The sequence below is a fragment of the Ruegeria sp. HKCCA4008 genome, assembly GCF_013033125.1.
Taxonomy (GTDB): Bacteria; Pseudomonadota; Alphaproteobacteria; order Rhodobacterales; family Rhodobacteraceae; genus Ruegeria.
Genome location: NZ_WQDM01000003.1, coordinates 99,321 through 124,866 on the forward strand (window position 1 = coordinate 99,321; position 25,546 = coordinate 124,866).

The following is a 25,546-nucleotide window of genomic DNA, read 5'->3' on the forward strand; positions in this document are numbered from 1 at the left end:
TACAGAATACGCCAGTTAAGTGGGGTTGGACTCGGCGGTTTGCAATATTAGCTGTATGGCAGCCCTGACATAGGCAAGAAAGGCAAGTGATGAGCGACCAATCCTCGTATACCCCTCCAGCGGTCTGGACCTGGGACAGTAAAAGTGGCGGACAATTCGCCAACATCAACCGGCCGATCGCCGGAGCGACCCATGACAAGGACTTGCCGGTCGGACGGCATCCTCTTCAGCTCTACTCGCTCGCGACACCCAATGGCGTGAAAGTCACGGTGATGTTGGAAGAGCTGTTGGCACTTGGTCATGAAGGCGCTGAATACAACGCCTGGCTGATCAACATCGGAGAAGGCGACCAATTCAGCTCGGGCTTTGTCGAGGCCAACCCGAACTCGAAAATCCCCGCGCTTTGGGATCGGTCGGGCGACAAACCTGTTCGTGTTTTTGAAAGCGCCTCGATCCTGTTCCATCTGGCTGAAAAGTTCGGCGCGTTTCTGCCCGCATCCGGCCCCGAGCGGACCGAGGTGATGAACTGGGTGTTCTGGCAGATGGGCAGCGCGCCGTATCTGGGCGGTGGATTCGGGCATTTCTACGCCTATGCACCCGAGAAATGGGAATACCCGATCAACCGTTTCGCCATGGAGACCAAGCGGCAGTTGGACGTTCTGGATCGGGAATTGGCGAACAAGACCTATATCGCAGGCGACGAGTACACGATTGCCGACATGGCGATCTGGCCGTGGTACGGCCAGCTGGTACTGGGCCGTCTTTACAGCGCCGCAGAGTTTCTGGACGTGGAATCCTACAAGAACGTCATGCGATGGGCCAAGGCTATCGACGCGCGCCCGGCGGTTCAGCGCGGCCGCATGGTCAATCGCGCCTTTGGCGAGCCGCACACGCAGCTTCACGAACGCCACGACGCCAGCGATTTCGAAACCCGCACGCAGGACAAGCTGGAAGCGGCGGCGGAATAAACATATCCCAGGCGCAACGACACGCGGTGCAGCTTGCGCCGCGTGTTTGCGTTTGGATGGTTATTTCAGAATGGGTGGGTTGTCCGGATTGCTGCCGGGGGCTTCGCGGATCGTTTCGGCAATTTGCGGCTGGGGCAGATCAAACCGAAGGCCCACCTTGGCCAACAACGCGGCGGCGGCCTCGCTTGCGGTGAAAAACCCGACATCCATCGCGCCTGCCTCGATCCCGGAAAAGGTCAGCGCCTCGGACGCGGCCTTGGCCAAAGCGGGCTCGGCCCCCTCTATGGCATCGACAAATCCCAACAGATGGCCCTGCGCGCCCGATTTGGACTTGGTGGCAACCAGATAGGCCGCACTGGCAAGTCCGCCCGCCGTCGCCAGTTTCGCATCCAGTGCGGACAGCAGGGCCTGCGGCAGGCCGGCCGGGGGCAAAAACTCGGCAAGCTCTTCCTCGACCTCTTGCGGGCTGTGCTGCAACGTTTCAGCCAACCATTCCAGGGCTTCTGCCGGGACCAGCATGGAAGATGGCGCAGTCTCCAGGTTCAGACCAAGCCCGATGCCCTGCCCCGACAGCATCCCCGAAAGCACCCGCCCCGACAGCGCCACATAAGGCACGGGCCGCCCGGCAAACTGCGCCAGCCGGTCCTCACGATCAAAGGCCAGAACAAAGCGCCCGTCAGCCACATCGAACAGTTCGGGCGAGATATTTTCGTCCCGCGCTTCTTCGGTCAGCATCAGAAACAGCTCGCTATCCGCAAGCCGTTCAAAGAAACGCAGACGGGCGGCATCACTTGTCGGGTCCGCCTGCATCGCGGCATGCGCGGTGTCCAACGCCGTGGATTCAGTCATTCAGCACCTCTTGGACCCGTGTACGCAAAACAGGCAGCAGTTCAGCCTCGAACCACGGGTTTTTCTTCAACCATGCCGTATTGCGCCAGGACGGGTGAGGCAAGGCAAAGACCCGCGGCGCATGGTCCCGCCAGTTGCGGATGGTGTCCGTAACCGACCCGCGCGCGCCAAGATGAAACTTGTGTGCATGACCTCCGACCAACACGGTCAGCCGCACGCGCCCCTGGTCCTGCATCACCCGGTTGTGCCAGGTCTTGCGGCAAATCGCAGGTGGCGGAAGATCCGCACTGCGCGCATCATACCCCGGAAAGCAGAACGCCATCGGTACGATCGAAACACGGTCGCGATCGTAAAAAACCGTCTCATCAATCCCCAGCCAGTGCCGCAGCCTGTCGCCGGACGGGTCGGTGAAGGGCCGCCCCGACTCGTGCACACGGGCGCCCGGTGCCTGCCCCGCGACAAGGATCGGTGTTCCGGGGCGGAACCAGACCACCGGGCGCGGCTCATGTGCGGTTTCTGTTTGCGCGAACCTGTCGGCACACAAGCGGCAGGCGCGGATTTCCTGACGTAACGCGTTCATCTGATCGTGAAGGCCCCTGCCCATCCAGTCTGTTGTTGGCTGCCAAAATAGATAATAACGACCTGACGCGGCACCAAGTCACCGATAGCCTTTGCTGCACCCAATCAGACATTCATGCGCGCAACCGGACCGCATTGATCATTTGTTTCATAATTCGACATAATGTAGCCAACATGGGCCGGTAAAAAATACCCTTTCTGGCCGCCCGCAAGTGCGACAACACAAACGAAACGAGCAGCAGACCCCGAATGCTAGAATTCGACAACGTCAGCAAATCCTTCTGGACCGGAACGCGCCGCAAGGTGATTCTGGATCGGGTCTCGTTTCGGGTCGAACTGGGCACCTCACTGGGCGTTCTGGCCCCGAACGGAACCGGAAAAACCACGTTGATCAACATGATGGCCGGCCTGGAGAAACCCGACGAAGGCGTGGTCCGTCGCGAATGCCGGGTATCTTTTCCCATGGGGTTCACCGGTGGCGTGTCGGGAAAACTGTCAGCGCTTGATAACGCGCGCTATATCGCCAAGATCTACGGTATGGACCCCGACTATATCGAGGCCTATTGCAAATGGCTCTGCGGTCTGGGCGAATATTTCGACCAGCCCCTTGCCACTTACTCCTCTGGGATGAGGGCGCGTTTCACCTTTTCTTTGATGCTGGCGCTGGACTTTGACATGTATCTCATCGACGAAGGGATGCCGGCGACAACAGATGTCGAATTCAACGAAAAGGCAGGGGCGATTCTGAAGGAAAGGTTACGCACGACGACTTTGGTGATCGTATCGCACAGCCCGTCCGTGTTGGAGAAATTCGCCCAGAAAGCGGCCGTACTTCTGGACGGGCAATTGTATATGTTTGACTCCTTGGAAGAGGCAAAGCAGCTTTATGACTACGAAACCCAAGGTTAGAAAATACAACTGGCGCCGCAGACGCCAGACGGAAAGTTCGGCCGAGGCGCGATCGGACGCCATCTCGCGTATTCGCAACGCGACGCAGGGCCCCGAGGCCGCCGGCGAAGCGCAGCCCGGCACGCAGCTGGATGACATCAAGCGCGAAGGCCTGACGGGCCGTCAATTGCGTATCGCACGACGTCTGGCGCAGAAACACGGTCTGGCCGCGACGTCGGACTATGACGCGGTGCGATTGCTGCGCAAAAAGGGCATCGACCCCTTCCAGCGCACCAATCTTCTGGACCTTGCCGCCGCAAGGCCATCGGACGAGGGTGACAAACCCGAGGACAAGATCAACGTGCAACTGCCGCAGGCCATGGGTGCCGAGAAAACAAACCTGCCCGGGCCCGAGCTCAGCCCGGCTGAACGGCGCAATTATGAAATCAGCCAAATCCAAAAGGACATCGCCCGCCGTCGCAAGCGTAAATTGTTTGGACTGTTTGCGCGTCTGGCGGCCTTTGTGTTCCTGCCGACCTTCATTGTCGGCTTCTATTTCTACCGCATCGCCACGCCGATGTATGCCAGCGATTCCGAATTCCTGATTCTGCAAGCGGATGGCGGACCGGGCAATATCGGCGGTCTGCTTGCTGGCACGCAATTCGCCACCACGCAGGATTCGATCTCGGTTCAGTCCTTTCTGGAGTCGAAAGAAGCTTTACTGTTGCTGGACCGCGATGCCGGGTTTTCTGATGTCTTCAAGCAAGAATGGATCGACCCGATTCAAAGACTGGCGCCGGACGCCTCGCTTGAAGACGCCTATAAGCTGTTCAAACGCATGATCACCATCGGCTATGACCCGACCGAAGGGGTCATTCGGATGGAGGTTGCCGCCCCCGACGCGCAGACATCGACCGAATTTTCCGAACGCCTGATCTCTTATGCCGAAGACAGGGTGAACGCCTTGTCTGGAAAAAAACGCGAAGACCAGATGCGCGACGCGCTGCAAAGTTTCGAAGCGGCGCAGGAAGCGCGCAGGCAGGCTCAGGAAGAGTTGATCGAGCTTCAGCTTCAGGGCGCGGTTCTTGACCCCGAAAACGTCATTGCCAGCCTGCGTGCCCGCATCAACGAAATCGAAATACTGGTTCAGGACAAAGAGCTTGAGCTCGCCGCGCTTCAGGACAACCTGCGCCCGAACAAGGCAAAGGTTGATGGCGTCAAGGCAGATATCGCCCGTCTGGAAAAGGTTCTGAGAGAACTGAATGCCGAGATGCAGGATGCCTCGGACGGCGAAAACTCGCTGGCGCGGCTGAGCGTGCGTATCCAGATCGCGCAGGCGGACCTTGCGGCGCGCGACATGATGCTGCAAACGGCAATGCAGCAAATGGAAGCGACCCGGTCCGAAGCCAACCGGCAGGTGCGCTATCTGACCGTCTCGGTCAACCCCGTTCCCAGTCAGGAACCCAGTTATCCGCGCAAGTTCGAAAATACGATTTTGGCATTCCTGTTGTTTGCTGGTATCTACCTGATGATCTCGCTTACTGCGTCGGTCCTTCGTGAACAGGTATCCTCATAAAACTCATGAAACATGTTAAAATCTCCGACCTGACAGTCGGCAACGACCTTCCGCTGACCATCATAGCTGGGCCATGTCAGCTTGAAACGGCAGACCATGCGCAGATGATTGCGGGCAAAATGAAAGAAGCCTGCGACGCAGCCGGGGCGCAATACGTCTTCAAGGCGTCTTATGACAAGGCGAACCGGACATCCCTGTCGGGCAAGCGTGGCATGGGCATCGATGCGGGGCTGAAGGTACTGGATGACATCCGTAAAACGATGGGTATCCCGGTTCTGACCGATGTTCATACCGAGGCGCAATGCGCCATCGCCGCCGAGGCGGTGGACGTTCTGCAAATTCCGGCGTTCCTGTGCCGTCAGACCGACATGTTGCTGGCGGCCGGCAACACCGGCAAAGCGGTCAATGTGAAAAAGGGGCAATTCCTTGCACCTTGGGAAATGACCAACATCGTCGACAAAATCGAAAGCACCGGAAATCAAAATATACTGCTGACCGAACGTGGAACCTCATTTGGCTACAACACGCTGGTTGCCGATATGCGTGCGCTGCCCCAAATGGCGAAAACCGGCTATCCGGTGGTGATGGACGCCACCCATTCCGTGCAGCAACCCGGAGGCAAGGGCGGGTCTTCGGGCGGACAACGCGAATTTGCACCCGTGATGGCCCGCGCCGCGGTTTCTCTGGGTGTCGGGGCCGTGTTCATTGAAACCCATCAGGATCCGGACTCGGCCCCATCGGACGGGCCAAATATGATCCCGCTCGACCAGATGCCCCAACTTGTTGACACATTGATGCGATTTGATGCGCTTGCTAAAGCGAATCCGATTCAGATTTAAAGATTGAGATTTCTTATGATCAAACCCCTCACCGAGGTAACACCCAACAGCTGGAACTTTCTGCGCGACGCGATGATCACGCCCACCGGGTTCCGTGAATACGATGCCCGTTGGAAATATCCTGAAGAGATCAACCTGCCCGGAATGACCGCGCTTGGGCTGGGGCTTGGCACACAGATGCACAGGCGCGGGATCGAGCCTGTGATCGCAGTCGGAAACGACTATCGTGACTATTCATTGGCGATCAAAAATGCCCTGATGCTGGGCCTGATGCAGGCTGGTATCCGTGTCAAAGACATCGGCCCTGCGCTCAGCCCCATGGCCTATTTTGCGCAGTTCCATCTGGATGTGCCCGCAGTGGCCATGGTCACCGCCAGCCACAACCCGAACGGCTGGACCGGGGTCAAAATGGGTTTTGACCGCCCGCTGACCCATGGCCCGGATGAGATGTCGGAACTGCGTGACATCGTTCTGAACGGCGAGGGCGTCGCGCGCGAAGGCGGCTCGTACGAGTTCGTCGATGGCGTCAAAGAGGCCTATATCGACGACCTGGTCGGCGATTTCAAAATGTCCCGCCCGCTGAAAGTGGTCTGCGCAACAGGCAACGGCACGGCTTCGGCCTTTGCGCCCGAGATTTTCGAACGGATCGGGGTTGAGATCGTTCCCAGCCATAACCGGCTGGACTATACCTTCCCCAACTACAACCCGAACCCGGAAGCCATGGAGATGCTGCACGACATGGCCGCCACGGTGAAATCCAGCGGAGCCGATCTGGCGCTTGGGTTTGACGGTGACGGAGACCGCTGCGGCGTCGTCGATGACGAGGGTGAGGAGATCTTTGCCGACAAAGTTGGCGTGATCATGGCGCGTGATCTGGCCAAGCTTCACCCCGGATCGACCTTTGTTGCGGATGTGAAATCCACCGGTCTGTTCGCCAGCGACCCCGAGTTGCAGGCCCTGGGCGTCAAAGCCGATTATTGGAAGACCGGCCACAGCCACATGAAGCGCCGCGTCAAGGAAATCGGGGCACTGGCAGGGTTCGAAAAATCAGGCCACTACTTTTTGGCCGAACCGATCGGGCGTGGATACGACTGTGGAATGCGTGTCGCAGTCGAAATCTGCAAACTGATGGACCGCAACCCGGATCAGAGCATGTCGGACCTGCGCAAGGCCCTGCCCAAGACCTGGTCCACCCCCACGATGTCGCCCCACGCCGCCGATACCGAGAAATATGAAATCCTTCAGCGGCTGGTCGACAAGCTGGTCGCCAAGGGAGATGCGGGCGAAACACTCGCTGGCCGCGCAATCAAAGAAGTGGTCACGGTGAACGGCGCACGCGTGATTCTGGACAACGGAAGCTGGGGCCTGGTGCGGGCTTCGTCCAATACCCCCAATCTGGTCGTCGTCTGTGAAAGCAGCGAAAGCGAGGCTGAGATGCGCGCCATCTTCGCGGACATTGACGCCGTCATCCGAACCGAGCCCGGTGTCGGCGACTACGACCAAACCATCTGAACACAACTGCTTGGGGCATATCCCGATGCCCCAAGCACGATGGTTGCTCAGTCGCCGCCGAATAATTTGAGCAGACCTTTTTTTGCCTCTTCTTCAAGCTTGTTCTTGATGGCGTCTTCGATCTGGTCACTGTCGGTGATCGTCGTATCCAATTCGTTGCCGACCTTTTCAAAAACCTTCTGTTTTGCGTCGTCTTCCAGTTCCTTGACCTTCACATCCGCCGCCGCCTCGATCACCTTGGTCAAGTCCGGCTTGATCGACGGATCGCTCCAGGGGCCTTTGATGTGAACGGGAACCGATATCCCCTGCCCGGAATTGGCCCGCAGCGCCACGGGCGTGAACAGATAGTCGATGTTGCGAGCCCCCAGATCCACCGTGCCGGTGCCATCTGCGCGGAAATTCTTCAGTGACATGAGCAGATCGCTGTTCGTCAGCACGCCCTGGTCGATGGTGAAACTGGCCGTCAGGCTGTTGAACACGGTGGTTCCGCCTGATCCGGTGCCCTGCCCCATCAATCGGTCCAAATCGAGCCCGGAAATCACTCCGGGACCGACATCCAGGTTTCCCTTGCCGCTGAGGGACCGCATGATCTGATCCTCGGACTGGCCGACGCCCAGAAACTCAAACGCTCCCGCAGCGGTTCCCGACAGGCGCTTGACCCCGGCCATCGTGGTCAGTGCCTGTTCCAGATCGATCCCGGTGGCGGTCACGTTGCCGCCCACAGACAGGCCGTTGCGGTTGTTGGCTACCACCTGACCGTGCAACTGACCCGCAAACAGCGTGGCCGGGTGCATTTCCAGAACGGCCCGCGACCGATCCAGCGACAGGGTCAGATCGCTTTTGCCGAACGTCATCCCGGGCACGGCGATCGAGTTCGCCGTCAGGCGGATCTTACCGTTCGCCAATGCCAGAGCAGACGCGTCGATAGGGTCTTTCGACCACCCCTCAGGTGCAGGAGCGCTTGCCTGAGACGTGCCGCCTGAAGCAGAAGCGGTTTCGGAAATCCGCGACAGATCCAGATCACCGGCTTCCAGACGGGCCACGATACGCGGCGGGTCCGAGATGGTGATATCCGCCTCACCCACGAACCGGTTGTCATCCAATTGCGCAACCATGTTCCGCATGGAAATCCGCCCGTCCTGCGTATACGTCATATGCGCTGAAATGTCGGCAGTCTTGCCCAATCCGGGCGGTACGGATGTGCCAGACTGACCGAAGGCGGCAAGCATCCTTTCGGTGTCCCGCGTCACGACCTTGGTCGTTCCATCCATTTCGCCCGCAAGATTGACGCGCCCGTCAAATCCGACCTCTCCGCCCGGGGCCGTCAAAGCCAGTTCCAGATCAGTTACTGACCCGGCGGCAAATGCCGGTAAGTCCGGGATTTTCAGATCAACCTGAACCGCGCCTCCGGGCACTGGCATGGCGGCCTCCATTACCAGCGGGGCCGCCACCTCGGGCCAGCTTGCAGATAGTGTCACGTCCGAGAAATCCATCTGCGTCGAACCATTTTCAACGTAAATCAGCCGTGCATTTGTCAGCTCCAACCGATCCAGCGTGACCTGCCCCGAGGGCTCAGCGGGCGTGCCCCCCCCGGTCGCGACCGCAGTTGTCGCGGTTGTCGGGGCGCTCAATTCCCAATTGCCGCGCCCATCGGATCGTTCCAACCGCAACACGGGATTGTCTGCAAAAACTCGTTTGATCCGCAGATCCCCGTTCAACAGCCCGGCAGCGTCCACTCCGACGGCCAGGCTATCCGCGCTGAGCATCGGCTCGGGTCCGGCCCAGCTTGCGTTGCCGAAACGCACCGGCCCGGTTTCCATCCCGACCACCGGCCAGAAGGAAATGCGCACATCTCCGGTCAGCGTCAGATCACGCCCGGTCTGGGCCTTGACCTGCTCGGCCAGAATCGCGGCAAGCTTTTCCCCCGGCATCAGCAACAGCGCGCCGATGATCAACGCGATCACGGCGACAACGATAAACAGGATGCGCATCAGCCATTTCATTTTCTGCTCTCCGCCTTTTGGCTTGTCATTGCCGTGATCATTCAAATCACGCATCATATTTGCAAGGGCAAGCTTTCCCGACTATATGCCGCGCATGACGACAAACCCGCCGAACCTCCGCCCCGACCTGGCCCCTTCTGCCCGGATCACCGAGACACCCCATTCGAACCAGCCGACCATCGGCATGGTGTCGTTGGGCTGCCCGAAGGCGTTGGTCGACAGTGAACGCATTCTGACCCGGCTGCGTGCCGAAGGATACGGCATTTCGCCGGATTATGCCGGGGCCGATGCCGTCATCGTGAACACCTGCGGGTTCCTTGACAGCGCCAAGGCGGAATCGCTGGACGCGATCGGAGAGGCGCTGGTGGAAAACGGCAAGGTCATCGTGACCGGCTGTCTGGGGGCCGAGCCGGATTACATTCGCGAGCATCACCCCCGCATCATGGCTGTCACCGGCCCACACCAATACGAGCAGGTGCTGGATGCGGTGCATGCCGCCGTGCCCCCCGATCCTGATCCGTTCGTGGACCTGTTGCCCGCCAGCAGCGTGCAGTTGACGCCACGCCATTACAGCTATCTGAAAATTTCCGAGGGCTGCAACCACAAGTGCAAGTTCTGCATCATCCCCGACATGCGCGGAAAACTGGCCAGCCGCCCGGCGCATTCGGTTCTGCGCGAGGCGGAAAAGCTGGTGCAAAACGGCGTGCGTGAGCTGCTGGTGATTTCGCAGGACACCTCGGCCTATGGGCTGGACCGGAAATACGACATCAACCCGTGGAAAGACGGTGAAGTGCGCAGCCATATCACCGATCTGGCGCGCGAGCTGGGGCAGCTCGATGCTTGGGTGCGGCTGCACTATGTGTATCCCTATCCACATGTGCGGGACTTGATTCCGCTGATGGCGGATGCCGGGTGCAACGTGCTGCCTTATCTGGATATCCCGTTTCAACACGCCCACCCGGATGTGCTGAAACGCATGGCCCGCCCGGCCGCGTCGGCCAGAACGCTGGATGAAATCAAGGCCTGGCGCGCGATCTGCCCGGATATCACCCTGCGGTCGACCTTTATCGTCGGCTATCCGGGTGAGACGGAGTCGGAATTCCAGACCTTACTGGACTGGATGGACGAGGCGCAGTTGGATCGTGTCGGGTGTTTTCAGTATGAAAACGTCGATGGCGCGCGGTCAAATGAACTGCCCGATCACGTTCCGGCCGAAATCAAGCAGGATCGCTGGGATCGCTTCATGGAAAAGGCACAGGCGATCTCGGAGGCCAAGTTGCGGGCAAAGGTCGGACAGACGCTTGAGGTGATCGTGGACGAGGTCGATGACGAGGCCGCCACCTGCCGCACCAAAGCAGACGCGCCCGAGATCGACGGCAACCTGTTCATCGATGATGGGTTCGAAAACCTCAGGCCCGGTGACATCGTCACGGTCGAAGTGGACGAGGCCGGAGAATACGATTTGTGGGGCAAGCCCGTCTAAGGTCTGACACCGCGTCGAGCACACGGAATATGGGCAAAGCGTGAACCGAGTTTATTGGCCGAACACGCGGTCAGACCCGATCTTGGACTGAAAGCCAATCATGGAGGTTTTCATGTCTCGTATCTTCAAGCCTAGCCTGAACTACGTGGTTTTCCTGATGGCCGCGCATTTCGTGGCCACCCCCGGTTACGCCCAGCCTACACAGGTCGGCTCTGCCGGAGTCATTGCGGTTGGCGGCAAACATCTAAGCTTTCACAAAAACGGCCGTCACAAGATAAACCGGTATTACGTGGCCCCGAAGGCCAAGTCATATGCCAAGCGGCCCAAGGCGCATAACAAAAAGCCGGCCCCGGTTTATCGATACACCGCCCCCAAACGGCGTGTCATCGGGCATATCCCCTACGGGTCGGTCAAGCGACAGAAATTCAAGTCATTCAAGTTCAAGCATAACTACGGCCTAAAAAGGCACTGAACAGGGTTCGCGCAACGCGAAGAACGCAAATTGTCCGATAGCCGCGAAATCGCAGGCAAGAAAAAACCGCCACAACTGGTGACGGTCTTTCCCGAAAGCGTACAGGCGGTCCGGGTCCGGGCCGCCTGCGAATGGCTTACTGAGTGATTGGGTCACAGACCGTCTGGCCAGCCTCGGTTGTGGCCAATTGATAACCACCCGGACAGCTGGGTGTGCCGGCTTTGTCATAGCTGGGCTGAACGTAAACAGGTGTCGGTTCTTCCTGCTGCGCACAGGCAGTCAGGATCAGTGCAAATGCGCCAACGGCAGCGAGTTTCAGTTTCATGTCCGTCAATCCTTTATTACTTTTCTGATATTGCCCAGCTTTTCGGGGCCAGGTTAAGAATACGGGCTGAACGGCAATCTGGCAACTGAATCGATCACGTCTTCGTGAGTCACAGCGAATCCATGCCAATCAAATGGCGCAATGATGTTCTTTGAGGCGTGAAACCTATTCTTCTGACTCCGGCGCCCTAAACTGTTGCAGCGAATTCAGCTAAAGACGGAGAAGCCATATGTCAAACGCGCCCATTGTTGCCCGGAAATCGCCATTTCCGGTCGAGGTCGTCGAAGGGAAAACTTATTTCTGGTGTGCCTGCGGCAAATCCAGCCGCCAGCCGTTTTGCGACGGATCGCACAAAGGCACCGGGTCAGAGCCCGTGAAATATACAGCGGAAAGCAGCAAAAAGGTCTTCTTTTGTGGCTGCAAACACAGTTCGAAACCGCCTTTGTGCGACGGAACGCACAACGGGCTTTGATCAGGTTTTCAACCCATTCAGTATCTCGGCATTGGGGCAAAAATCCGGGGCAGTGGTCGCTGTGCCCTGTTGCCGGGCAAGCCAAAACTCGCATTTCACATCACATCCGGCAGCACGGCACCGCGTGACAAGCTCGGCGTATTTTTCGGGTGAAAGACGTCCTTCGGCCATCGCTTCGGTCATTGAAATGCCCATGCAGCGTGAAACCGAGCGCGTAAGCCAAAAGTGCTTTTCGATTTCCCCCAACGCGACCTGAGACATCAAGCGTTCTCCACCTGCTTGGTTTTGAGGGCGGCAAAGCATTTGCGATTCGGGCATGTCGACGGCGCCTGTTCAACCTGCTCGCGCCGTTCCAACCATTCCGGGCAGTCCTTGGCCCAAGAACAGCCGCGACACTGCTGCACGATTTCAGCCCATTCTTCCTGTTTCAGATGACCTTTCCGATAGGCCGCGGCCAAGTCGGTTCCGGTTGCTTGCCCCATACGCAACACCAAACGCAGATGAGTCATGATTTCGCCCAGATGTGTCATGGCAGACCTTTGTGTCAAGGCAGGAGATTGTGAAGCAATTCCTGATTTCGGCAGTATTCGGGTGTCCGCCGAGCAGATCCGGGATCGTTCAGCAAACTCTTGCAGTGATCCGGGTTCGGGCAGTCGGTACAGCGCAAAACAGCATCAGAGATCTGGTCCACGGAAACGGAACCATCAATGGCGGCTTCCTCAAGATCAATGTCCAGCATTCTGGCCATATCGTCCACCAATCCGGCATGCAGCCGCAGGGTCTCGTGGGTGGGCATGCTGTTTCCTTTCGCTTTCACGCTGTGTCCAAAGCGTAGCGCATCCGCGAAGGCAAACATTGACTCAGGTCAAGATTGGACGCCGATGTGATCCAGATAGGACCGCGTGGCATCCTGAACGCGGCGAAAGCGATCCCCGCCCAGTTTCTTGCCGCCATACCAGCGCGTCACGATAATTACGTGATTTTTCAGCCCGGCGCGTTCGATCATCCGAAGGATCACCATGCCCGCGCCGCTTTCTCCGTCATCAGCTTTCAACGCGCCGGTCGGCAAGACCGCAGCCCAGGTGTTGTGGGTGGCCTTGGCATAGCTCTTGTCGGATTTCAAATCGTTCAAAACGGCGTCGATTTCAGCCCGCGTCGTGACCTGCGCCCCGGACACCGCGTATTTCGAGCCGCGATCCGTCATGACAACACCCAAGCATGTAAGTTCGGTCATTGGGACAAACCCAACTGCTCTGCTGTTTCCCGCACGATCTGCACACGTTGTGCATTTGGTGGGTGGGTTCCCAAAAACCTGTCACCGGGATCCGGGATGCGATCAAAGAACCTTGCCCCGACCAACGGATTGTATCCCGCATTATACGTGATGATGGTTCCCAACTGGTCTGCCTCCAGCTCAAAGTCTTTCACATAAGCCTGAACGCCGACCTGCGCGCCCAGCTTTTGCGCCTCTTCAATGGCGGCGGCGTCCCCGCCGCGCAACTCTGCCACCCGCCCGAACTCAGCCGCGCTGGCGCTGGCGATTTCACTCTGCCTGGCGATATGCCCCAACACGTGGTGGGCTGCTTCATGCCCCATGACAAACGCCAGTTCATCCGCGTTCTGGGTGGATTCGATCATCGAGCGGGTGAATATGATCACCGGCTGCTTGTTTTCATCCAGCGTCTGGAATGCATTGACCGAAGCCTGTGGGTTCAAGTCGACAAGAATCCGAAAGTCGCAATTCTGCCCGGTCGTCTGTTTCAGACACTGTCTGCGGGCTTCCGCCCCGACGGCCCGACTGACCTCTCGGAAGGTTTGCACCATCGGTTCGGCCTCTGGCTCATCCCCCAGCCATTCCTCGGCGGGTTGGACGCGCAAGGCCCCCTCTCCACATGCCGCAAGCAGCAGGGACAGCAAAAAAACAAACCATCTGTGCATGTCATATCCTTTGAGACCGAATGGCCGTGATTTCAACATAGTACGACCGTGCCGGCGAAACCACACCGCCGGTTCAACGAACGGCTTGCATTGCGCCCCGGCGGCTTGCACTCTGGCCTCATGTTTACGATTGAGCATGAATTCGACTCGACGGTCATTACGCTTGTGGACGAAGGCGAACAACCTTTGCAAGAAGATGTGGTGATCAACAATTTCGCGGAATGCGTCACGCTGGAACAACTTGATCCCCGCACCGATCAAATACAGAAGATCACGTTGTCGCCCGAGCAGGTGCGGGATCTGGCGGCCGCGCTGGATCTGCCCGAAGGTGTTTATCAAATTCGCGAAACCGGACCTCAGGGGTCATAGGAAAAAAGCTTGATCCGTGCGGCTTGCCCCTGCTTCAGCGTCAGGGTCGAGGGCGCGACGCCAAGACATTCTGCAAGCAGCAACTGCACGGCCCTGTTGGCCTTACCGTTTTCCGGCGGGGCCGTAACGGATACCTTGATCTGCCCGTCTTCGACGCTCACCCGATCGCGGGCCGCCTTGGGCGTCACCTTCAGCTTGAACACGGCCCCGGCCTGCGCCATCGCGCTGAGATCCGGCAGATCGCGCAGTTTGGGTTTCGCCATTGTCTCCTCTTTTTTCTCAAAGTCTTGCACGAAGCACGTCGTAATGAAATTGATCCACGCAATCCATTGGCGTGCCCTTGAAACGGGCAGAATACCGACCAAGATACAGAGTCCCGATGTAAAGGAAGTTAACATATGTCCCTGAAAAACCCCGCCGCTTTGGAGTTTTTGCAGTCGCGCCGGTCCCGGCCGGCCAAGACACTGGTTGCTCCGGCCCCAACCCGGGAAGAGTTGCTGCCGTTGCTGACGGCCGCAGCCCGCAGCCCCGATCACGGCAAACTGGAGCCCTGGCGATTTATCGTTCTGGAAAAGGGCGCCATGCCACGCCTGGCGACCCTGACCGAGGCCTGCGGACAAAGGCTGAACAAAAGCCCGGAAGACATCGCCAAGGCGCGCAGCCAGTTCGATATGGGGCATCTGACCGTCGCGGTCATCGAGGTTCGCAAACAATCCGAAAAGATTCCGGCCATCGAACAATCCTACTCTGCTGGCGCGGTCTGTCTGGCGCTGCTGAATGCCGCGCTGGCTGCGGGCTGGGGCGCCAATTGGCTGTCGGGTTGGCAAACACATGATCGCGAATTCTGTGTCGATGCTTTCGGGCTTGCCGAAAACGAACGCGTGGCCGGTTTGATTCATATCGCCACCGAGGGAGCGACCCCGCCGGAACGCCCGCGGCCCGACGTGGCCGCGTTGACAGAGTGGGTTTCGGAATGATCATCCTGAACGCCTTTTTCAGCGCACTTGGCCAGACCGGAGACCCCAGGTTTCGCGCCGTATTGCTGCGCGGCGTGGGTCTGACCATTCTGCTGCTGGTTCTGGCCTGTGCAGGTGCGATCTGGTTGATCAACTGGCTGTCAGGCAGCGAAATCTCACTGCCGTTTGTGGGAGCTGTGCCGTGGCTGAACGACGTTCTGAACTATTCCGGTATCGTGCTCGTCCTGATCCTGCCCGTTTTTCTGATGGTGCCGGTCGCGTCGGCCATCACCTCGATCTTTCTGGACGAGGTGGCACAGGCGGTTGAGGACAAGCATTTTCCGGCGTTGCCGCCCGCACGGCGCATCCCGGCCTCAGAGGCGCTTAAGGACGGTCTCAGCTTCCTTGGCGTTCTGATTGTGGCAAACCTGCTGGCGCTGATCCTCTATGCGATTTTCACCCCGCTTGCGCCTTTCATCTTCTGGGCGATGAACGGATTTTTGCTGGGGCGTGAATACTTTACCCTTGCCGCGATGCGAAGGATCGGGCGCGATGGCGCGCGCAAGCTGCGGGCCAAACATTCAACGACGATCTGGGTGGCGGGCACATTGATCGCCATTCCGCTTTCAGTGCCGCTGGTGAACCTGGTGATCCCGATCATCGGGGCCGCCACGTTCACCCATATCTATCATGCCTTGTCAGGCCAAAAGGCCTGACGGGGATTACCTTGGCTCCAACTGGTTCAGCCAGTCGAAATCCCGCACCGAGATCACGCCCGACAGGATGATTCCGGCGATGATCGCCCACAGAATCACAGAGATACCGGTGGTGATCCACATCTTTCTTTTCATGTGATGCACTTCCGGCGCGCCCGCATGCGTGCCGGGAACGATGTCACCCAGATCGCCCTGGGTTTTGATGCGAATGGGCAGCACCACCAACAACGTCATGAACCAGATGACGGCAAACAACACCAGCGCGGCAGTAATGGTCATTTCAGGCCCTCCGGGGCTGGGGGTTATACCTGCTCCAGCTCGACCAGGCAGCCGTTGAAATCCTTGGGGTGCAGAAACAGAACCGGTTTACCATGCGCACCGATCTTGGGCTCACCTGATCCCAAAACACGGGCTCCGGTCGCTTTCAGATGATCACGGGCCGCGATGATATCCTCGACCTCGTAACATACATGGTGGATGCCGCCGGCCGGGTTCTTTTCCAAAAAACCGTTGATCGGGCTGTCGTCACCCAGCGGATACAGAAGTTCGATCTTGGTGTTGGGCAGTTCGATGAACACGACCGTGACACCATGATCCAGCTCGTCCTGCGGCGCGCCGACTTTGGCGCCCAGCGCGTTACGGTATTGCTCGGACGCCGCCTCAAGATCCGGTACGGCGATGGCGACGTGGTTCAGACGTCCAATCATGTCTCACTCCTGCTGTCCTGCGTTGCATGGGTTATGGGGGCTGATCCGCCAAAGGACAAGTGCGCCAAATCGCGCGTTAACGTCGTGTTAGCCAGAAGTTCCTAGCGTGAAGCATCTGCTGCATAGGAGAGCTGCCATGGACGATTCGGGCCTACTTGCCACCACCACCGCCGCGCCCACCGCGACTCGACCCTTGCTGGGTCAGACCATATTGGTTGTCGAAGACAGCCGGTACGCTTGCGATGCCATCCGCCTGATGTGCCTACACAGCGGCGCGCGCATTCGCCGTGCGGATTGCCTGAAATCGGCCCGAAGGCATCTACAGATCTATCGGCCTTCGGTCATCCTGGTCGATATGGGCCTGCCGGACGGTTCCGGCGCCGACCTGATCGCCGAATTGGCCGAGGCCACGCCCCGTATCAGTGTCATCATGGGCCTTTCGGGCGATGACGGCAGCGAAGACATGGCTCTGGCGGCCGGCGCGGATGGGTTTTTGTCCAAGCCGCTAAAATCAATGTCACATTTTCAAAAATCCATTCTGGAACGCCTGCCAGAGGACCGGCGGCCCAGCGGGCTTCATGCCGTGCGCGATGAAATCATTCGCCCGGACCCTTTGGCTTATCAGGACGACATGGCCCATATCGCCGATGTGCTCGCAGGTCCCAACGATCACAGTACATTGGACTACGCCGCACAGTTCCTGCACGGCGTCGCGCGCGAGGCAAATGACAGGCCCTTGGCGGAAGCAGCGCGAAAGCTGGCATTGTCACGCGCGAACGGGACGCCGATCATGGCGCAGGCGGCGCAGGTTGCCGGGATGGTGCAGAACCGACTGGAACAGCGAGAGGCGATTTGAAATGGTGACAGCGTATTTCATCACTGCAACCCTTTTGTGCATCTGGCTGTACCGCCAAACACGGCAGGCCGCGCGTTCCATCCGCGTCAACCGAAACAATCTGAAAGACCCGCTGGACTGACACAGGCTGCCTGCGTGAAAAATCCGCCCGCGATACGCGGGCGGTTTTTTTACTGGTCCTGAGGGATAATGCGAAGACCCAGCTCCATCAACTGATCCGAGGTCGGGTCCGAAGGTGCGTCCATCATCAGATCTTCGGCACGCTGGTTCATCGGGAACATCATGACTTCGCGGATATTGGCCTCATCTGCCAACAGCATCACGATCCGGTCGATACCAGCCGCGCATCCACCGTGTGGCGGGGCGCCGTAGTGGAAGGCATTGAACAGGGCACCAAAGCGGGATTTCACTTCATCCTCGCCATAGCCCGCCAGTTCAAAGGCCTTCAGCATGATTTCCGGCTTGTGGTTCCGGATCGCGCCTGAAACCAGCTCGTACCCGTTGCACGCCAGATCATACTGGTAGCCGCGCACATCCAGCGGGTTGCCCTGCAACGCCTCCATACCGCCCTGCGGCATCGAGAACGGGTTGTGCTCAAAGTCGATCGCGCCGGTTTCTTCGTCTTGCTCATAGATCGGGAAATCCACGATCCAGGCAAAGGCAAAACGGTCTTTTTCGGTCAGGTTCAATTCCTCACCGATCACGTCACGCGCCTTACCGGCAACCTTTTCAAAGGCTTTTGGCTTGCCGCCCAGGAAGAAGGCTGCATCGCCGACACCCAGACCCAGTTGCTGACGGATTGCCTCGGTGCGCTCGGGGCCGATGTTCTTGGCCAGCGGTCCCGCAGCCTCCATCCCTTCACCCTGATCGCGCCAGAAGATATAGCCCATGCCTGGCAGACCCTCTTTCTGGGCAAAGGCGTTCATGCGGTCGCAGAACTTGCGGCTGCCGCCGCCCGGCGCGGGGATCGCGCGGATCTCGGTGCCTTCCTGTTCAAGCAGCTTGGCGAAGATCGCGAAACCGGAACCGCGGAAATGCTCGGATACCACCTGCATCTTGATGGGGTTCCGCAGGTCCGGCTTGTCGGTGCCGTACCACAGCGCCGCGTCCTTGTAGGAAATTTGCGGCCAGTCCTGATCAACCTTGCGACCGCCGCCAAATTCTTCGAACACGCCGGTCAGAACAGGTTGAATGACGTCGAACACGTCCTGCTGCTCTACAAAGGACATCTCGAGATCCAGCTGGTAGAAGTCGGTGGGCGACCTGTCTGCCCGTGGATCTTCGTCCCGGAAACAGGGTGCAATCTGGAAATACTTGTCGAAGCCCGACACCATGATCAGCTGCTTGAACTGCTGCGGGGCTTGCGGCAACGCATAGAATTTGCCCGGATGCAGGCGCGAAGGCACCAGAAAGTCGCGCGCGCCTTCGGGTGACGAGGCGGTGATGATCGGCGTCTGATACTCGCGAAAGCCCTGATCCCACATCCGTTTGCGCATGGACGCAACCACGTCCGAGCGCAGGGTCATGTTCCGTTGCATCGCCTCGCGGCGCAGGTCCAGATAGCGATAGCGCAGGCGGGTTTCCTCGGGGTATTCCTGATCGCCGAAGACCATCAGCGGCAATTCGTCGGCGGCCCCCAGAACTTCCAGTTCGCGTACGTAAACCTCGATCTCGCCGGTGGGCAGTTTCGGGTTCACCAGGTCCGGGTCACGGGCTTTGACGGTGCCGTCGATACGGATGCACCATTCGGACCGCACCTTTTCCAGCTCGGCAAAGGCGGCGCTGTCGCCGTCGCACAGGATCTGGGTTACGCCGAAATGGTCGCGAAGATCGATGAACAGCACGCCCCCATGATCTCGAACCCGATGCACCCAACCGGACAGGCGAACGGTTTCTCCAACATTGGCGGCGGTCAAGGCGGCGCAGGTGTGGCTGCGATAGGCGTGCATGGAATATCCCTTCGGGCGCAGAATTCGTCGCGCCGATACACCCTGTCAGCCCCGGAAAGTCAAGGCGGGTTGCCCCTTCAAAACGGCCTTTGCACATTGCCCGAGTAGAAATATACGCCCAGCCCCACCGCAAAAATGATATTGCCCGCAATCGCGTGCAGCAACACCGCATAGAAGAATGACCCACGCTGTCGGTAGGCCCATGTGAACAGCAGGCCGCCGGCGAATGTCATCAGCGCGACGATCCAGCTCCAGTACATCAGGTGCGCGAACGAGAATATGGCCGCGTTCAGCAGATAGGCCGCACGTCCATCCGGCAGAATCGCGTGATAGCGGCGAAAGAATAGAGGGCGGAACAGCAGCTCTTGCGGCAGCGCTGACAAAAGTGGGTAGCCGACCCAGATGAAGGCCAGCATTTCGGGGCGGTGCACAAGCAGGAAGAACGCGGCCTCCGGGCGCGTGATCTGAATCAGACCAACACAAAAGGCAGCCACGATGGCAGAGAACAAAGCCACCTCGCGCAGGGTCCAGTTGGCCCAGTCGTAACGAAGCTCGGCCCATTGAAACCCGGGCGTCCGGTGTAGCAGCACGATACCAAGCCCGGTCAGCGCAAACAGCGCCGGAAACATCCAGTTCGGAGGGAAAAGAACAGCGATCAGCAGCGGCAAGCCAATATAGAACAGGCCAAATTCCAGCCGCAGCCGTCGCAATGCAACCGGCGGTCCGATCATCATGCTGTTTTTTGTCACCCGTCTATCAGCTCCACCTCGATCAGTCCGCGCAGTGAATTTCCGATCCGCACAGTTTGCGCATTTTTCAGGTCGGTCAAGGTCAGCACGGCTTCGGTGACCGCTTTGTTTTCCAGCAGTTCTTCGCGCAGTATCCCCGGCAAGAGCCCACAGGACAAAGCGGGCGTCAGAACCCGGCCATCAGGCATTTCCAGAAACAGGTTCGTGATGGTGCCTTCACAAAGCTCATCCAGTTCATTCAGAAACAACAGTTCGTCCAATCCCTCGGGCAGCGTTGCGCGCGCGGAATCATAGAGCGCACGGCGCGTGGTCTTGTGACGCAACCACAGGTCATTCGAAGCCAGACGCTGATCCGACAGAGCGACGCGCCAGGTTCTGGGATTGTCCACCAGTTCGCCGGTCGACAGATCGAACGAGCCCGACACATCCAGCGTAAGGCGGCAACGCAGCGTGGTGTCACAAGCAGCGCTTTTCAGTCTGGTGGTCGCTTCATCGGGGTTGAAAGGAATCTCGAACACCCGCGCAGTACGGGCCATTCGCGCAAGATGGCGGTCCAGCCTGACAAAGCCCTGATCCGGGCGGAAGGCCAGTGTTTCAATCAGGCTGAAATCAGGTTCAGCTGGCGGGCGAAGCGGGCTTTCCATAACGCCTCCTCATACTCTGACGGGGCGGTACTGTCCCAAACGACACCGCCGCCTACGTTCAGAGTGGCCTGATCATCCTCAAGCATCAAGGTGCGGATGGCCACGTTGAACTCGGACCGACCATCAGGCGCGGCCCAGCCAATCGTCCCGCAATAGATGTCGCGCGCCCATGGCTCCAGTTCCGCCAGAATTTCCATCGCGCGGATCTTGGGGGCTCCGGTGATCGACCCGCAGGGAAACAGTGCTGTCAGTATTTCACCCAACCCCACGCATTTGTGCAGCTGCGCCCGCACCAGCGAGACCATCTGATGTACGGTGGCATAGGTTTCCACCCGGAACAGGTCGGGCACATGAACGGATCCGGGCAGCGCGACGCGGCTGATGTCGTTGCGCAGCAAATCAACAATCATCAGGTTCTCGGCCTGATTCTTTTCGTCCGCGCGCAGAAAAGCCCGGCGGCGCGCATCCTCATCCGGGTCTTCACTGCGCGGTTGCGTGCCCTTCATCGGCCGGGTTTCGATCCGCCCACCCTCATCCGTGCGGAAAAACAACTCCGGCGAGCGGCTGAGCAGATCAGGCAGCCCATCCTGCTGCACCAGTGCTCCGTGGCCCACCGGTTGCCCCCCCGCCAGCGCGGCATAGAGCGTTTCGCTGTTGCCCGAGACGGTCAGATCAATCGGAAAGGTCAGGTTGGCCTGATAGATGTCGCCGGCACCGATGGCGTCATGCACGGCCCTGAAGGCCTTGCCGTATCGCTTTTCATCCCATCGCGGCCGGAATGCGCCCACTTCACCCGCAGGCGACGGAAGGGCGACCCGATCTGGTGCATCATAGACCCCAAAGCACAACAAAGGCAGGCGTCGTTCTTCCGGCAAAAGCCCATTGAGCCGGGGTTCAAGCGCATAGCCCAGCTCGTAACTGGCATACCCTGCCAGCCAGGCACCAGCTGCGCGCGCCTCGTCCAATGCCGCCAGAGCCTGGGGCACGTCCTCCGCCACATCCGCGCGGATCACCTGAGACGGACGCTGAAACCGGGTTCCTCGCCCGGCCGGTCCCTGATCGAAACGAATACGCACTTGCATCCTCATTTGCCGTGAGGGGCCATATAGAGAATACTCTGCCAAGTGAAAGAGGGGAAAGCGGCAATTTCGCCCCTGTTTCCGATACCTCTTGCACCTTTTTGCGCGGTCCCTATAACGCAGGACAATTTGGGCGCTGGGGCGGTGCCCTGACTCGCGGACAATCGAAGGAACAAGGCCATGCCGAGAAGAACCGACATCCAGTCGATCATGATCATTGGGGCGGGTCCCATTGTTATCGGTCAGGCCTGTGAATTCGACTACTCCGGTGCTCAGGCCTGCAAGGCCCTGCGCGAGGAAGGTTACCGGGTCATTCTGGTGAACTCGAACCCGGCGACGATCATGACGGACCCCGGTCTGGCCGACGCCACCTATATCGAGCCGATCACACCCGAAGTGGTCGCCAAGATCATCGAAAAAGAACGCCCCGACGCCCTGTTGCCCACCATGGGCGGACAGACCGGCCTGAACACCTCGCTGGCACTGGAAGAAATGGGCGTGCTGGAGAAATTCGGCGTCGAGATGATCGGCGCCAAGCGCGAGGCCATCGAAATGGCCGAAGACCGCGCCCTGTTCCGCGAGGCGATGGACCGGCTGGGCATCGAAAACCCCAAGGCCGAGATCGTTACCGCCCCCAAGGACGAGAGCGGCAAGAAAGACCTGGACGCCGGTGTGGCGCTGGCCCTTGAAACCCTTGAAACCGTGGGGCTTCCTGCCATCATCCGCCCGGCCTTTACACTGGGCGGCACCGGTGGCGGCGTGGCGTATAACCGCGAGGATTACATCCATATTTGCCGCTCGGGTATGGATGCCTCGCCCGTGGGTCAAATCTTGATCGACGAAAGCCTACTGGGCTGGAAAGAATACGAAATGGAGGTGGTGCGCGACACTGCCGACAACGCCATAATCGTGTGTTCCATCGAAAACGTCGATCCGATGGGCGTGCATACGGGTGACTCGATCACCGTGGCCCCTGCCCTCACGCTAACCGACAAAGAATACCAGATCATGCGCAATCACTCGATTGCAGTGCTGCGTGAAATCGGTGTCGAAACCGGCGGCTCAAACGTGCAATGGGCGATCAACCCGGTCGATGGCCGCATGGTCGTAATCGAGATGAACCCGCGCGTGTCGCGCTCGTCGGCGCTGGCGTCGAAGGCCACCGGTTTCCCGATCGCGAAGATCGCGGCAAAGCTGGCCGTGGGTTACACGCTTGACGAACTGGACAACGACATCACCAAGGTCACCCCGGCCTCGTTCGAGCCGACCATCGACTATGTCGTGACAAAAATTCCGAAATTCGCCTTCGAGAAATTCCCCGGTTCCGAACCCTATCTGACCACCGCGATGAAGTCGGTGGGCGAGGCGATGTCGATTGGCCGTACGATCCACGAATCGATGCAAAAGGCACTGGCCTCGATGGAATCGGGCCTGACCGGCTTTGATGAGGTCGAAATCCCCGGACTGAACGTGGGCCTCTGGGACGAGGCCGACGACAAAGCCGCCGTGATCAAGGCGATCAGCCAGCAGACACCTGACCGCCTGCGCACCATTGCGCAAGCGATGCGCCATGGCCTGAGCGATGACGAGATTTTCGGCGTCACCAAGTTCGACCCTTGGTTCCTGGCCCGTATCCGCGAGATCGTCGAGGCCGAGCGTCAACTCCGCAAGGACGGCCTGCCGGTCACCGAGGACGGTATCCGCAAGCTGAAAATGCTGGGATTCACCGATGCGCGTCTGGGCAAGCTGACGGGCCGTGACGAAGACAACGTCCGCCGCGCGCGCCGCAATCTGGGCGTGTCAGCGGTGTTCAAACGCATCGACACCTGCGCGGCCGAGTTCGAGGCGCAGACGCCTTACATGTACTCAACCTACGAAGCTCCGATGATGGGCGAGGTCGAATGCGAAGCGCGCCCGAGCGACAGGAAGAAGGTCGTCATTCTTGGCGGCGGCCCAAACCGCATCGGTCAGGGCATCGAGTTCGACTATTGCTGCTGCCACGCCTGCTTCGCGCTGACCGAAGCGGGCTATGAAACCATCATGATCAACTGCAACCCCGAGACGGTTTCGACCGATTATGACACTTCGGATCGCTTGTATTTCGAGCCGCTGACCTTTGAACACGTCATGGAAATCCTGACGAAGGAACAGGAAAACGGCACGCTGCATGGCGTCATTGTTCAGTTCGGTGGACAGACACCGCTGAAACTGGCCAACGCGCTCGAGGCCGAGGGCATCCCGATCCTGGGCACCACGCCCGACGCGATCGACCTGGCCGAAGACCGCGAGCGTTTTCAGGCGCTGGTCAACGAGCTGGGGCTGAAACAGCCCAAGAACGGCATCGCCTCGACCGACGCGCAGGCGTTGGAAATCGCCGAGGAAATCGGCTTTCCGCTGGTGATCCGCCCATCCTACGTTCTGGGCGGCCGCGCGATGGAGATCGTGCGCGACATGGACCAGCTGAAACGCTACATAAACGAGGCCGTGGTGGTCTCGGGCGACAGCCCCGTTCTGCTGGACAGCTATCTGGCTGGCGCGGTCGAGCTGGACGTGGACGCGCTGTGCGACGGCACCGATGTGCATGTGGCAGGCATCATGCAGCATATCGAAGAGGCCGGCGTGCACTCGGGCGATAGCGCCTGTTCGCTGCCGCCCTATTCGCTGTCGAAAGAGATCATCGCGCAGATCAAGGATCAGGCGTTCAAACTGGCCAAGGCGCTGAACGTTGTCGGCCTGATGAATGTTCAGTTCGCGATCAAGGATGACGAGATCTATCTCATCGAGGTCAACCCGCGCGCCTCGCGCACCGTGCCGTTCGTGGCAAAGGCCACCGACAGTGCGATTGCGTCCATCGCCGCGCGTGTCATGGCAGGCGAAAAGCTGGCGAGCTTCCCGCAGCGTCCGCCCTACAAGACCGTGGACGACACCAAGATCGCAGATCAGATGACGCTGGCCGACCCGGACATGCCATGGTTCTCGGTGAAAGAGGCGGTCCTGCCCTTCGCCCGTTTTCCGGGCGTCGACACCATCCTGGGTCCGGAAATGCGCTCGACCGGCGAGGTCATGGGCTGGGACCGCGATTTCCCGCGCGCCTTCCTCAAGGCGCAGATGGGCGCAGGCATGGTGCTGCCGACCTCGGGCCGGGCCTTCATTTCGATCAAGGATGCCGACAAGGGCGCGGCGATGCTCGAGGCCGCACAAGTTCTGGTCGAACAAGGCTTCACGCTGGTCGCCACCCGCGGCACGCAAAGCTGGCTGGCGGAACAGGGTGTTCCATGCGACGTGGTCAACAAGGTCTATGAAGGCCGCCCGGACGTGGTCGACATGCTGAAAGACGGTCAGGTTCAACTGCTGATGAACACCACCGAAGGCGCGCAGGCGGTCGAGGACAGCAAGGCCATCCGGTCCATCGCGCTTTATGACAAGATCCCGTATTACACCACTGCCGCCGCAAGCCATGCTGCCGCTCTGGCCATCAAGGCGCAGGCCGAAGGGGATGTCGAGGTGAAGTCGTTACAGGGCTAACCGGCCTGAGCCACAATTGGCTCATCAATGAACGAAAAGATGCGCGCCCGTTGACCTGAACTCAACGGGCGCGCATTTCGTTCAGGCATAAG

At 59.3% G+C, this 25,546-nt stretch carries 29 protein-coding genes; 13 read left to right on the top strand and 16 right to left on the bottom strand.

Features of this window, described 5'->3' with window-relative positions; all coding sequences use genetic code 11:
• The first annotated feature begins 89 nt into the window (after nt 1-89).
• Nucleotides 90-968 carry a glutathione-dependent disulfide-bond oxidoreductase gene (yghU, locus tag GOW60_RS08450; protein ID WP_171228962.1) on the top strand — a complete coding sequence of 293 codons (879 nt, stop codon included), beginning with the start codon at nt 90-92 and terminating at the stop codon, nt 966-968.
• 60 nt (nt 969-1,028) lie between these two features.
• Here yghU and GOW60_RS08455 read toward each other — a convergent pair whose 3' ends face one another.
• Both GOW60_RS08455 and GOW60_RS08460 read right to left on the bottom strand, forming a co-directional pair.
• The gene (locus tag GOW60_RS08455; protein ID WP_171228963.1) at nt 1,029-1,817 is read right to left on the bottom strand and encodes an SseB family protein; all 789 of its coding nucleotides are present in this window, start codon (nt 1,815-1,817) and stop codon (nt 1,029-1,031) included.
• A complete protein-coding gene (locus tag GOW60_RS08460) occupies nt 1,810-2,397 on the bottom strand; it encodes a uracil-DNA glycosylase family protein (protein ID WP_171228964.1) in 588 nt (195 codons plus the stop codon). Before GOW60_RS08460 ends, GOW60_RS08455 begins: the two co-directional genes overlap by 8 nt.
• 248 nt (nt 2,398-2,645) lie before the next feature.
• Here GOW60_RS08460 and GOW60_RS08465 point away from each other — a divergent pair, with 248 nt between their 5' ends.
• The 4 genes from GOW60_RS08465 to GOW60_RS08480 are packed head-to-tail and all read left to right on the top strand — an operon-like array spanning nt 2,646 to nt 7,211.
• A complete protein-coding gene (locus GOW60_RS08465) occupies nt 2,646-3,305 on the top strand; it encodes an ABC transporter ATP-binding protein (RefSeq protein ID WP_171228965.1) in 660 nt (219 codons plus the stop codon).
• Nucleotides 3,283-4,860, top strand: coding sequence for a capsule biosynthesis protein (locus GOW60_RS08470; RefSeq protein ID WP_171228966.1), 1,578 nt, complete (start codon nt 3,283-3,285; stop codon nt 4,858-4,860). The genes GOW60_RS08465 and GOW60_RS08470 overlap by 23 nt, the downstream gene beginning before the upstream one ends.
• 5 nt (nt 4,861-4,865) lie before the next feature.
• Entirely contained in the window at nt 4,866-5,699 is an 834-nt protein-coding gene (gene kdsA, locus GOW60_RS08475) for a 3-deoxy-8-phosphooctulonate synthase (RefSeq protein WP_171228967.1), read from the top strand.
• A gap of 15 nt (nt 5,700-5,714) precedes the next feature.
• Complete coding sequence (locus tag GOW60_RS08480; protein WP_171228968.1) at nt 5,715-7,211, top strand: phosphomannomutase/phosphoglucomutase; 1,497 nt, start codon at nt 5,715-5,717, stop codon at nt 7,209-7,211.
• 47 nt (nt 7,212-7,258) lie between these two features.
• Here GOW60_RS08480 and GOW60_RS08485 read toward each other — a convergent pair whose 3' ends face one another.
• Entirely contained in the window at nt 7,259-9,268 is a 2,010-nt protein-coding gene (locus GOW60_RS08485; protein WP_254443864.1) for an AsmA family protein, read from the bottom strand.
• Between the two features lie 40 nt (nt 9,269-9,308).
• On the opposite strand from GOW60_RS08485, the gene rimO reads away from it, so the two are divergent.
• Nucleotides 9,309-10,697, top strand: coding sequence for a 30S ribosomal protein S12 methylthiotransferase RimO (rimO, locus tag GOW60_RS08490; protein ID WP_171228969.1), 1,389 nt, complete (start codon nt 9,309-9,311; stop codon nt 10,695-10,697).
• 112 nt (nt 10,698-10,809) lie between these two features.
• A complete protein-coding gene (locus GOW60_RS08495) occupies nt 10,810-11,169 on the top strand; it encodes a hypothetical protein (RefSeq protein ID WP_171228970.1) in 360 nt (119 codons plus the stop codon).
• Between the two features lie 136 nt (nt 11,170-11,305).
• On the opposite strand, the gene GOW60_RS08500 is transcribed toward GOW60_RS08495, so the two are convergent.
• The gene (locus GOW60_RS08500) at nt 11,306-11,494 is read right to left on the bottom strand and encodes a hypothetical protein (protein WP_050604769.1); all 189 of its coding nucleotides are present in this window, start codon (nt 11,492-11,494) and stop codon (nt 11,306-11,308) included.
• Nucleotides 11,495-11,723: 229 nt separating this feature from the next.
• On the opposite strand from GOW60_RS08500, the gene GOW60_RS08505 reads away from it, so the two are divergent.
• Nucleotides 11,724-11,966, top strand: a complete 243-nt coding sequence (locus GOW60_RS08505; protein WP_171228971.1) for a CDGSH iron-sulfur domain-containing protein — start codon at nt 11,724-11,726, stop codon at nt 11,964-11,966.
• On the opposite strand, the gene GOW60_RS08510 is transcribed toward GOW60_RS08505, so the two are convergent.
• The 5 genes from GOW60_RS08510 to GOW60_RS08530 all read right to left on the bottom strand — a co-directional run bounded on the left by GOW60_RS08510 (nt 11,967) and on the right by GOW60_RS08530 (nt 13,904).
• Nucleotides 11,967-12,227 carry a DUF6455 family protein gene (locus GOW60_RS08510; RefSeq protein WP_171228972.1) on the bottom strand — a complete coding sequence of 87 codons (261 nt, stop codon included), beginning with the start codon at nt 12,225-12,227 and terminating at the stop codon, nt 11,967-11,969. It lies immediately after the preceding gene.
• The gene (locus GOW60_RS08515) at nt 12,227-12,496 is read right to left on the bottom strand and encodes a DUF6455 family protein (protein ID WP_171228973.1); all 270 of its coding nucleotides are present in this window, start codon (nt 12,494-12,496) and stop codon (nt 12,227-12,229) included. The genes GOW60_RS08510 and GOW60_RS08515 overlap by 1 nt, the downstream gene beginning before the upstream one ends.
• Before the next feature lie 14 nt (nt 12,497-12,510).
• Nucleotides 12,511-12,762, bottom strand: a complete 252-nt coding sequence (locus GOW60_RS08520) for a DUF6455 family protein (RefSeq protein ID WP_152458952.1) — start codon at nt 12,760-12,762, stop codon at nt 12,511-12,513.
• 69 nt (nt 12,763-12,831) lie between these two features.
• Nucleotides 12,832-13,200 (bottom strand): YigZ family protein, encoded by a 369-nt coding sequence (locus tag GOW60_RS08525; protein WP_171228974.1) that lies wholly within the window; start codon nt 13,198-13,200, stop codon nt 12,832-12,834.
• Nucleotides 13,197-13,904, bottom strand: coding sequence for a M48 family metallopeptidase (locus GOW60_RS08530; RefSeq protein WP_171228975.1), 708 nt, complete (start codon nt 13,902-13,904; stop codon nt 13,197-13,199). The genes GOW60_RS08525 and GOW60_RS08530 overlap by 4 nt, the downstream gene beginning before the upstream one ends.
• A 120-nt stretch (nt 13,905-14,024) precedes the next feature.
• Here GOW60_RS08530 and GOW60_RS08535 point away from each other — a divergent pair, with 120 nt between their 5' ends.
• Nucleotides 14,025-14,273, top strand: coding sequence for a hypothetical protein (locus GOW60_RS08535; RefSeq protein ID WP_170346090.1), 249 nt, complete (start codon nt 14,025-14,027; stop codon nt 14,271-14,273).
• Here the strand turns inward: GOW60_RS08535 and GOW60_RS08540 are convergent.
• Nucleotides 14,261-14,536: a DUF167 domain-containing protein gene (locus tag GOW60_RS08540; RefSeq protein WP_171228976.1), complete on the bottom strand. Its 276-nt coding sequence runs from the start codon at nt 14,534-14,536 to the stop codon at nt 14,261-14,263. The genes GOW60_RS08535 and GOW60_RS08540 overlap by 13 nt on opposite strands.
• 135 nt (nt 14,537-14,671) lie before the next feature.
• Between GOW60_RS08540 and GOW60_RS08545 the strand changes: the two genes are divergently transcribed.
• Nucleotides 14,672-15,250 (top strand): nitroreductase family protein, encoded by a 579-nt coding sequence (locus tag GOW60_RS08545; RefSeq protein ID WP_171228977.1) that lies wholly within the window; start codon nt 14,672-14,674, stop codon nt 15,248-15,250.
• Nucleotides 15,247-15,945, top strand: a complete 699-nt coding sequence (locus GOW60_RS08550) for an EI24 domain-containing protein (protein ID WP_171228978.1) — start codon at nt 15,247-15,249, stop codon at nt 15,943-15,945. Before GOW60_RS08545 ends, GOW60_RS08550 begins: the two co-directional genes overlap by 4 nt.
• 6 nt (nt 15,946-15,951) lie before the next feature.
• Here GOW60_RS08550 and GOW60_RS08555 read toward each other — a convergent pair whose 3' ends face one another.
• Both GOW60_RS08555 and mce read right to left on the bottom strand, forming a co-directional pair.
• Nucleotides 15,952-16,224 (bottom strand): DUF1467 family protein, encoded by a 273-nt coding sequence (locus GOW60_RS08555; RefSeq protein ID WP_171228979.1) that lies wholly within the window; start codon nt 16,222-16,224, stop codon nt 15,952-15,954.
• 23 nt (nt 16,225-16,247) lie between these two features.
• Complete coding sequence (gene mce / locus GOW60_RS08560; protein ID WP_152458958.1) at nt 16,248-16,652, bottom strand: methylmalonyl-CoA epimerase; 405 nt, start codon at nt 16,650-16,652, stop codon at nt 16,248-16,250.
• A gap of 136 nt (nt 16,653-16,788) precedes the next feature.
• Between mce and GOW60_RS08565 the strand changes: the two genes are divergently transcribed.
• On the top strand, nt 16,789-17,508 hold the full coding sequence (locus GOW60_RS08565) for a response regulator (protein WP_152458959.1): 720 nt from the start codon (nt 16,789-16,791) through the stop codon (nt 17,506-17,508).
• A gap of 170 nt (nt 17,509-17,678) precedes the next feature.
• Here GOW60_RS08565 and aspS read toward each other — a convergent pair whose 3' ends face one another.
• From aspS to GOW60_RS08585, 4 genes are all read right to left on the bottom strand, one after another.
• Complete coding sequence (aspS, locus tag GOW60_RS08570; protein WP_170346084.1) at nt 17,679-19,457, bottom strand: aspartate--tRNA ligase; 1,779 nt, start codon at nt 19,455-19,457, stop codon at nt 17,679-17,681.
• A 77-nt stretch (nt 19,458-19,534) separates the two neighbouring features.
• Nucleotides 19,535-20,188 (bottom strand): CPBP family intramembrane glutamic endopeptidase, encoded by a 654-nt coding sequence (locus GOW60_RS08575; RefSeq protein WP_254443865.1) that lies wholly within the window; start codon nt 20,186-20,188, stop codon nt 19,535-19,537.
• A gap of 14 nt (nt 20,189-20,202) precedes the next feature.
• A complete protein-coding gene (locus tag GOW60_RS08580; protein WP_152458961.1) occupies nt 20,203-20,850 on the bottom strand; it encodes an aminotransferase class IV family protein in 648 nt (215 codons plus the stop codon).
• Nucleotides 20,805-21,932: an aminodeoxychorismate synthase component I gene (locus GOW60_RS08585; RefSeq protein ID WP_171229209.1), complete on the bottom strand. Its 1,128-nt coding sequence runs from the start codon at nt 21,930-21,932 to the stop codon at nt 20,805-20,807. Before GOW60_RS08585 ends, GOW60_RS08580 begins: the two co-directional genes overlap by 46 nt.
• A 177-nt stretch (nt 21,933-22,109) precedes the next feature.
• Between GOW60_RS08585 and carB the strand changes: the two genes are divergently transcribed.
• On the top strand, nt 22,110-25,454 hold the full coding sequence (gene carB, locus GOW60_RS08590) for a carbamoyl-phosphate synthase large subunit (protein ID WP_171228981.1): 3,345 nt from the start codon (nt 22,110-22,112) through the stop codon (nt 25,452-25,454).
• Nucleotides 25,455-25,546: the final 92 nt, after the last annotated feature.

Excerpts from the sequence above, each read along its gene's own strand:
- aspS (WP_170346084.1), bottom strand. The coding sequence starts at position 19,457 with ATGCACGCCTATCGCAGCCACACCTGCGCCGCCTTGACCGCCGCCAAT.
- GOW60_RS08555 (WP_171228979.1), bottom strand. The coding sequence starts at position 16,224 with ATGACCATTACTGCCGCGCTGGTGTTGTTTGCCGTCATCTGGTTCATG.
- GOW60_RS08470 (WP_171228966.1), top strand. The coding sequence starts at position 3,283 with ATGACTACGAAACCCAAGGTTAGAAAATACAACTGGCGCCGCAGACGC.
- GOW60_RS08575 (WP_254443865.1), bottom strand. The coding sequence starts at position 20,188 with ATGATCGGACCGCCGGTTGCATTGCGACGGCTGCGGCTGGAATTTGGC.
- GOW60_RS08580 (WP_152458961.1), bottom strand. The coding sequence starts at position 20,850 with ATGGAAAGCCCGCTTCGCCCGCCAGCTGAACCTGATTTCAGCCTGATT.
- GOW60_RS08500 (WP_050604769.1), bottom strand. The coding sequence starts at position 11,494 with ATGAAACTGAAACTCGCTGCCGTTGGCGCATTTGCACTGATCCTGACT.
- GOW60_RS08480 (WP_171228968.1), top strand. The coding sequence starts at position 5,715 with ATGATCAAACCCCTCACCGAGGTAACACCCAACAGCTGGAACTTTCTG.
- GOW60_RS08465 (WP_171228965.1), top strand. The coding sequence starts at position 2,646 with ATGCTAGAATTCGACAACGTCAGCAAATCCTTCTGGACCGGAACGCGC.
- kdsA (WP_171228967.1), top strand. The coding sequence starts at position 4,866 with ATGAAACATGTTAAAATCTCCGACCTGACAGTCGGCAACGACCTTCCG.
- GOW60_RS08525 (WP_171228974.1), bottom strand. The coding sequence starts at position 13,200 with ATGACCGAACTTACATGCTTGGGTGTTGTCATGACGGATCGCGGCTCG.
- GOW60_RS08585 (WP_171229209.1), bottom strand. The coding sequence starts at position 21,932 with ATGCAAGTGCGTATTCGTTTCGATCAGGGACCGGCCGGGCGAGGAACC.
- GOW60_RS08540 (WP_171228976.1), bottom strand. The coding sequence starts at position 14,536 with ATGGCGAAACCCAAACTGCGCGATCTGCCGGATCTCAGCGCGATGGCG.
- GOW60_RS08455 (WP_171228963.1), bottom strand. The coding sequence starts at position 1,817 with ATGACTGAATCCACGGCGTTGGACACCGCGCATGCCGCGATGCAGGCG.
- GOW60_RS08485 (WP_254443864.1), bottom strand. The coding sequence starts at position 9,268 with ATGCGTGATTTGAATGATCACGGCAATGACAAGCCAAAAGGCGGAGAG.
- GOW60_RS08535 (WP_170346090.1), top strand. The coding sequence starts at position 14,025 with ATGTTTACGATTGAGCATGAATTCGACTCGACGGTCATTACGCTTGTG.
- GOW60_RS08510 (WP_171228972.1), bottom strand. The coding sequence starts at position 12,227 with ATGTCTCAGGTCGCGTTGGGGGAAATCGAAAAGCACTTTTGGCTTACG.
- GOW60_RS08550 (WP_171228978.1), top strand. The coding sequence starts at position 15,247 with ATGATCATCCTGAACGCCTTTTTCAGCGCACTTGGCCAGACCGGAGAC.
- rimO (WP_171228969.1), top strand. The coding sequence starts at position 9,309 with ATGACGACAAACCCGCCGAACCTCCGCCCCGACCTGGCCCCTTCTGCC.
- GOW60_RS08530 (WP_171228975.1), bottom strand. The coding sequence starts at position 13,904 with ATGCACAGATGGTTTGTTTTTTTGCTGTCCCTGCTGCTTGCGGCATGT.
- GOW60_RS08565 (WP_152458959.1), top strand. The coding sequence starts at position 16,789 with ATGGACGATTCGGGCCTACTTGCCACCACCACCGCCGCGCCCACCGCG.
- GOW60_RS08505 (WP_171228971.1), top strand. The coding sequence starts at position 11,724 with ATGTCAAACGCGCCCATTGTTGCCCGGAAATCGCCATTTCCGGTCGAG.
- GOW60_RS08460 (WP_171228964.1), bottom strand. The coding sequence starts at position 2,397 with ATGAACGCGTTACGTCAGGAAATCCGCGCCTGCCGCTTGTGTGCCGAC.
- GOW60_RS08515 (WP_171228973.1), bottom strand. The coding sequence starts at position 12,496 with ATGACACATCTGGGCGAAATCATGACTCATCTGCGTTTGGTGTTGCGT.
- yghU (WP_171228962.1), top strand. The coding sequence starts at position 90 with ATGAGCGACCAATCCTCGTATACCCCTCCAGCGGTCTGGACCTGGGAC.
- carB (WP_171228981.1), top strand. The coding sequence starts at position 22,110 with ATGCCGAGAAGAACCGACATCCAGTCGATCATGATCATTGGGGCGGGT.
- mce (WP_152458958.1), bottom strand. The coding sequence starts at position 16,652 with ATGATTGGACGTCTGAACCACGTCGCCATCGCCGTACCGGATCTTGAG.
- GOW60_RS08520 (WP_152458952.1), bottom strand. The coding sequence starts at position 12,762 with ATGCCCACCCACGAGACCCTGCGGCTGCATGCCGGATTGGTGGACGAT.
- GOW60_RS08495 (WP_171228970.1), top strand. The coding sequence starts at position 10,810 with ATGTCTCGTATCTTCAAGCCTAGCCTGAACTACGTGGTTTTCCTGATG.
- GOW60_RS08545 (WP_171228977.1), top strand. The coding sequence starts at position 14,672 with ATGTCCCTGAAAAACCCCGCCGCTTTGGAGTTTTTGCAGTCGCGCCGG.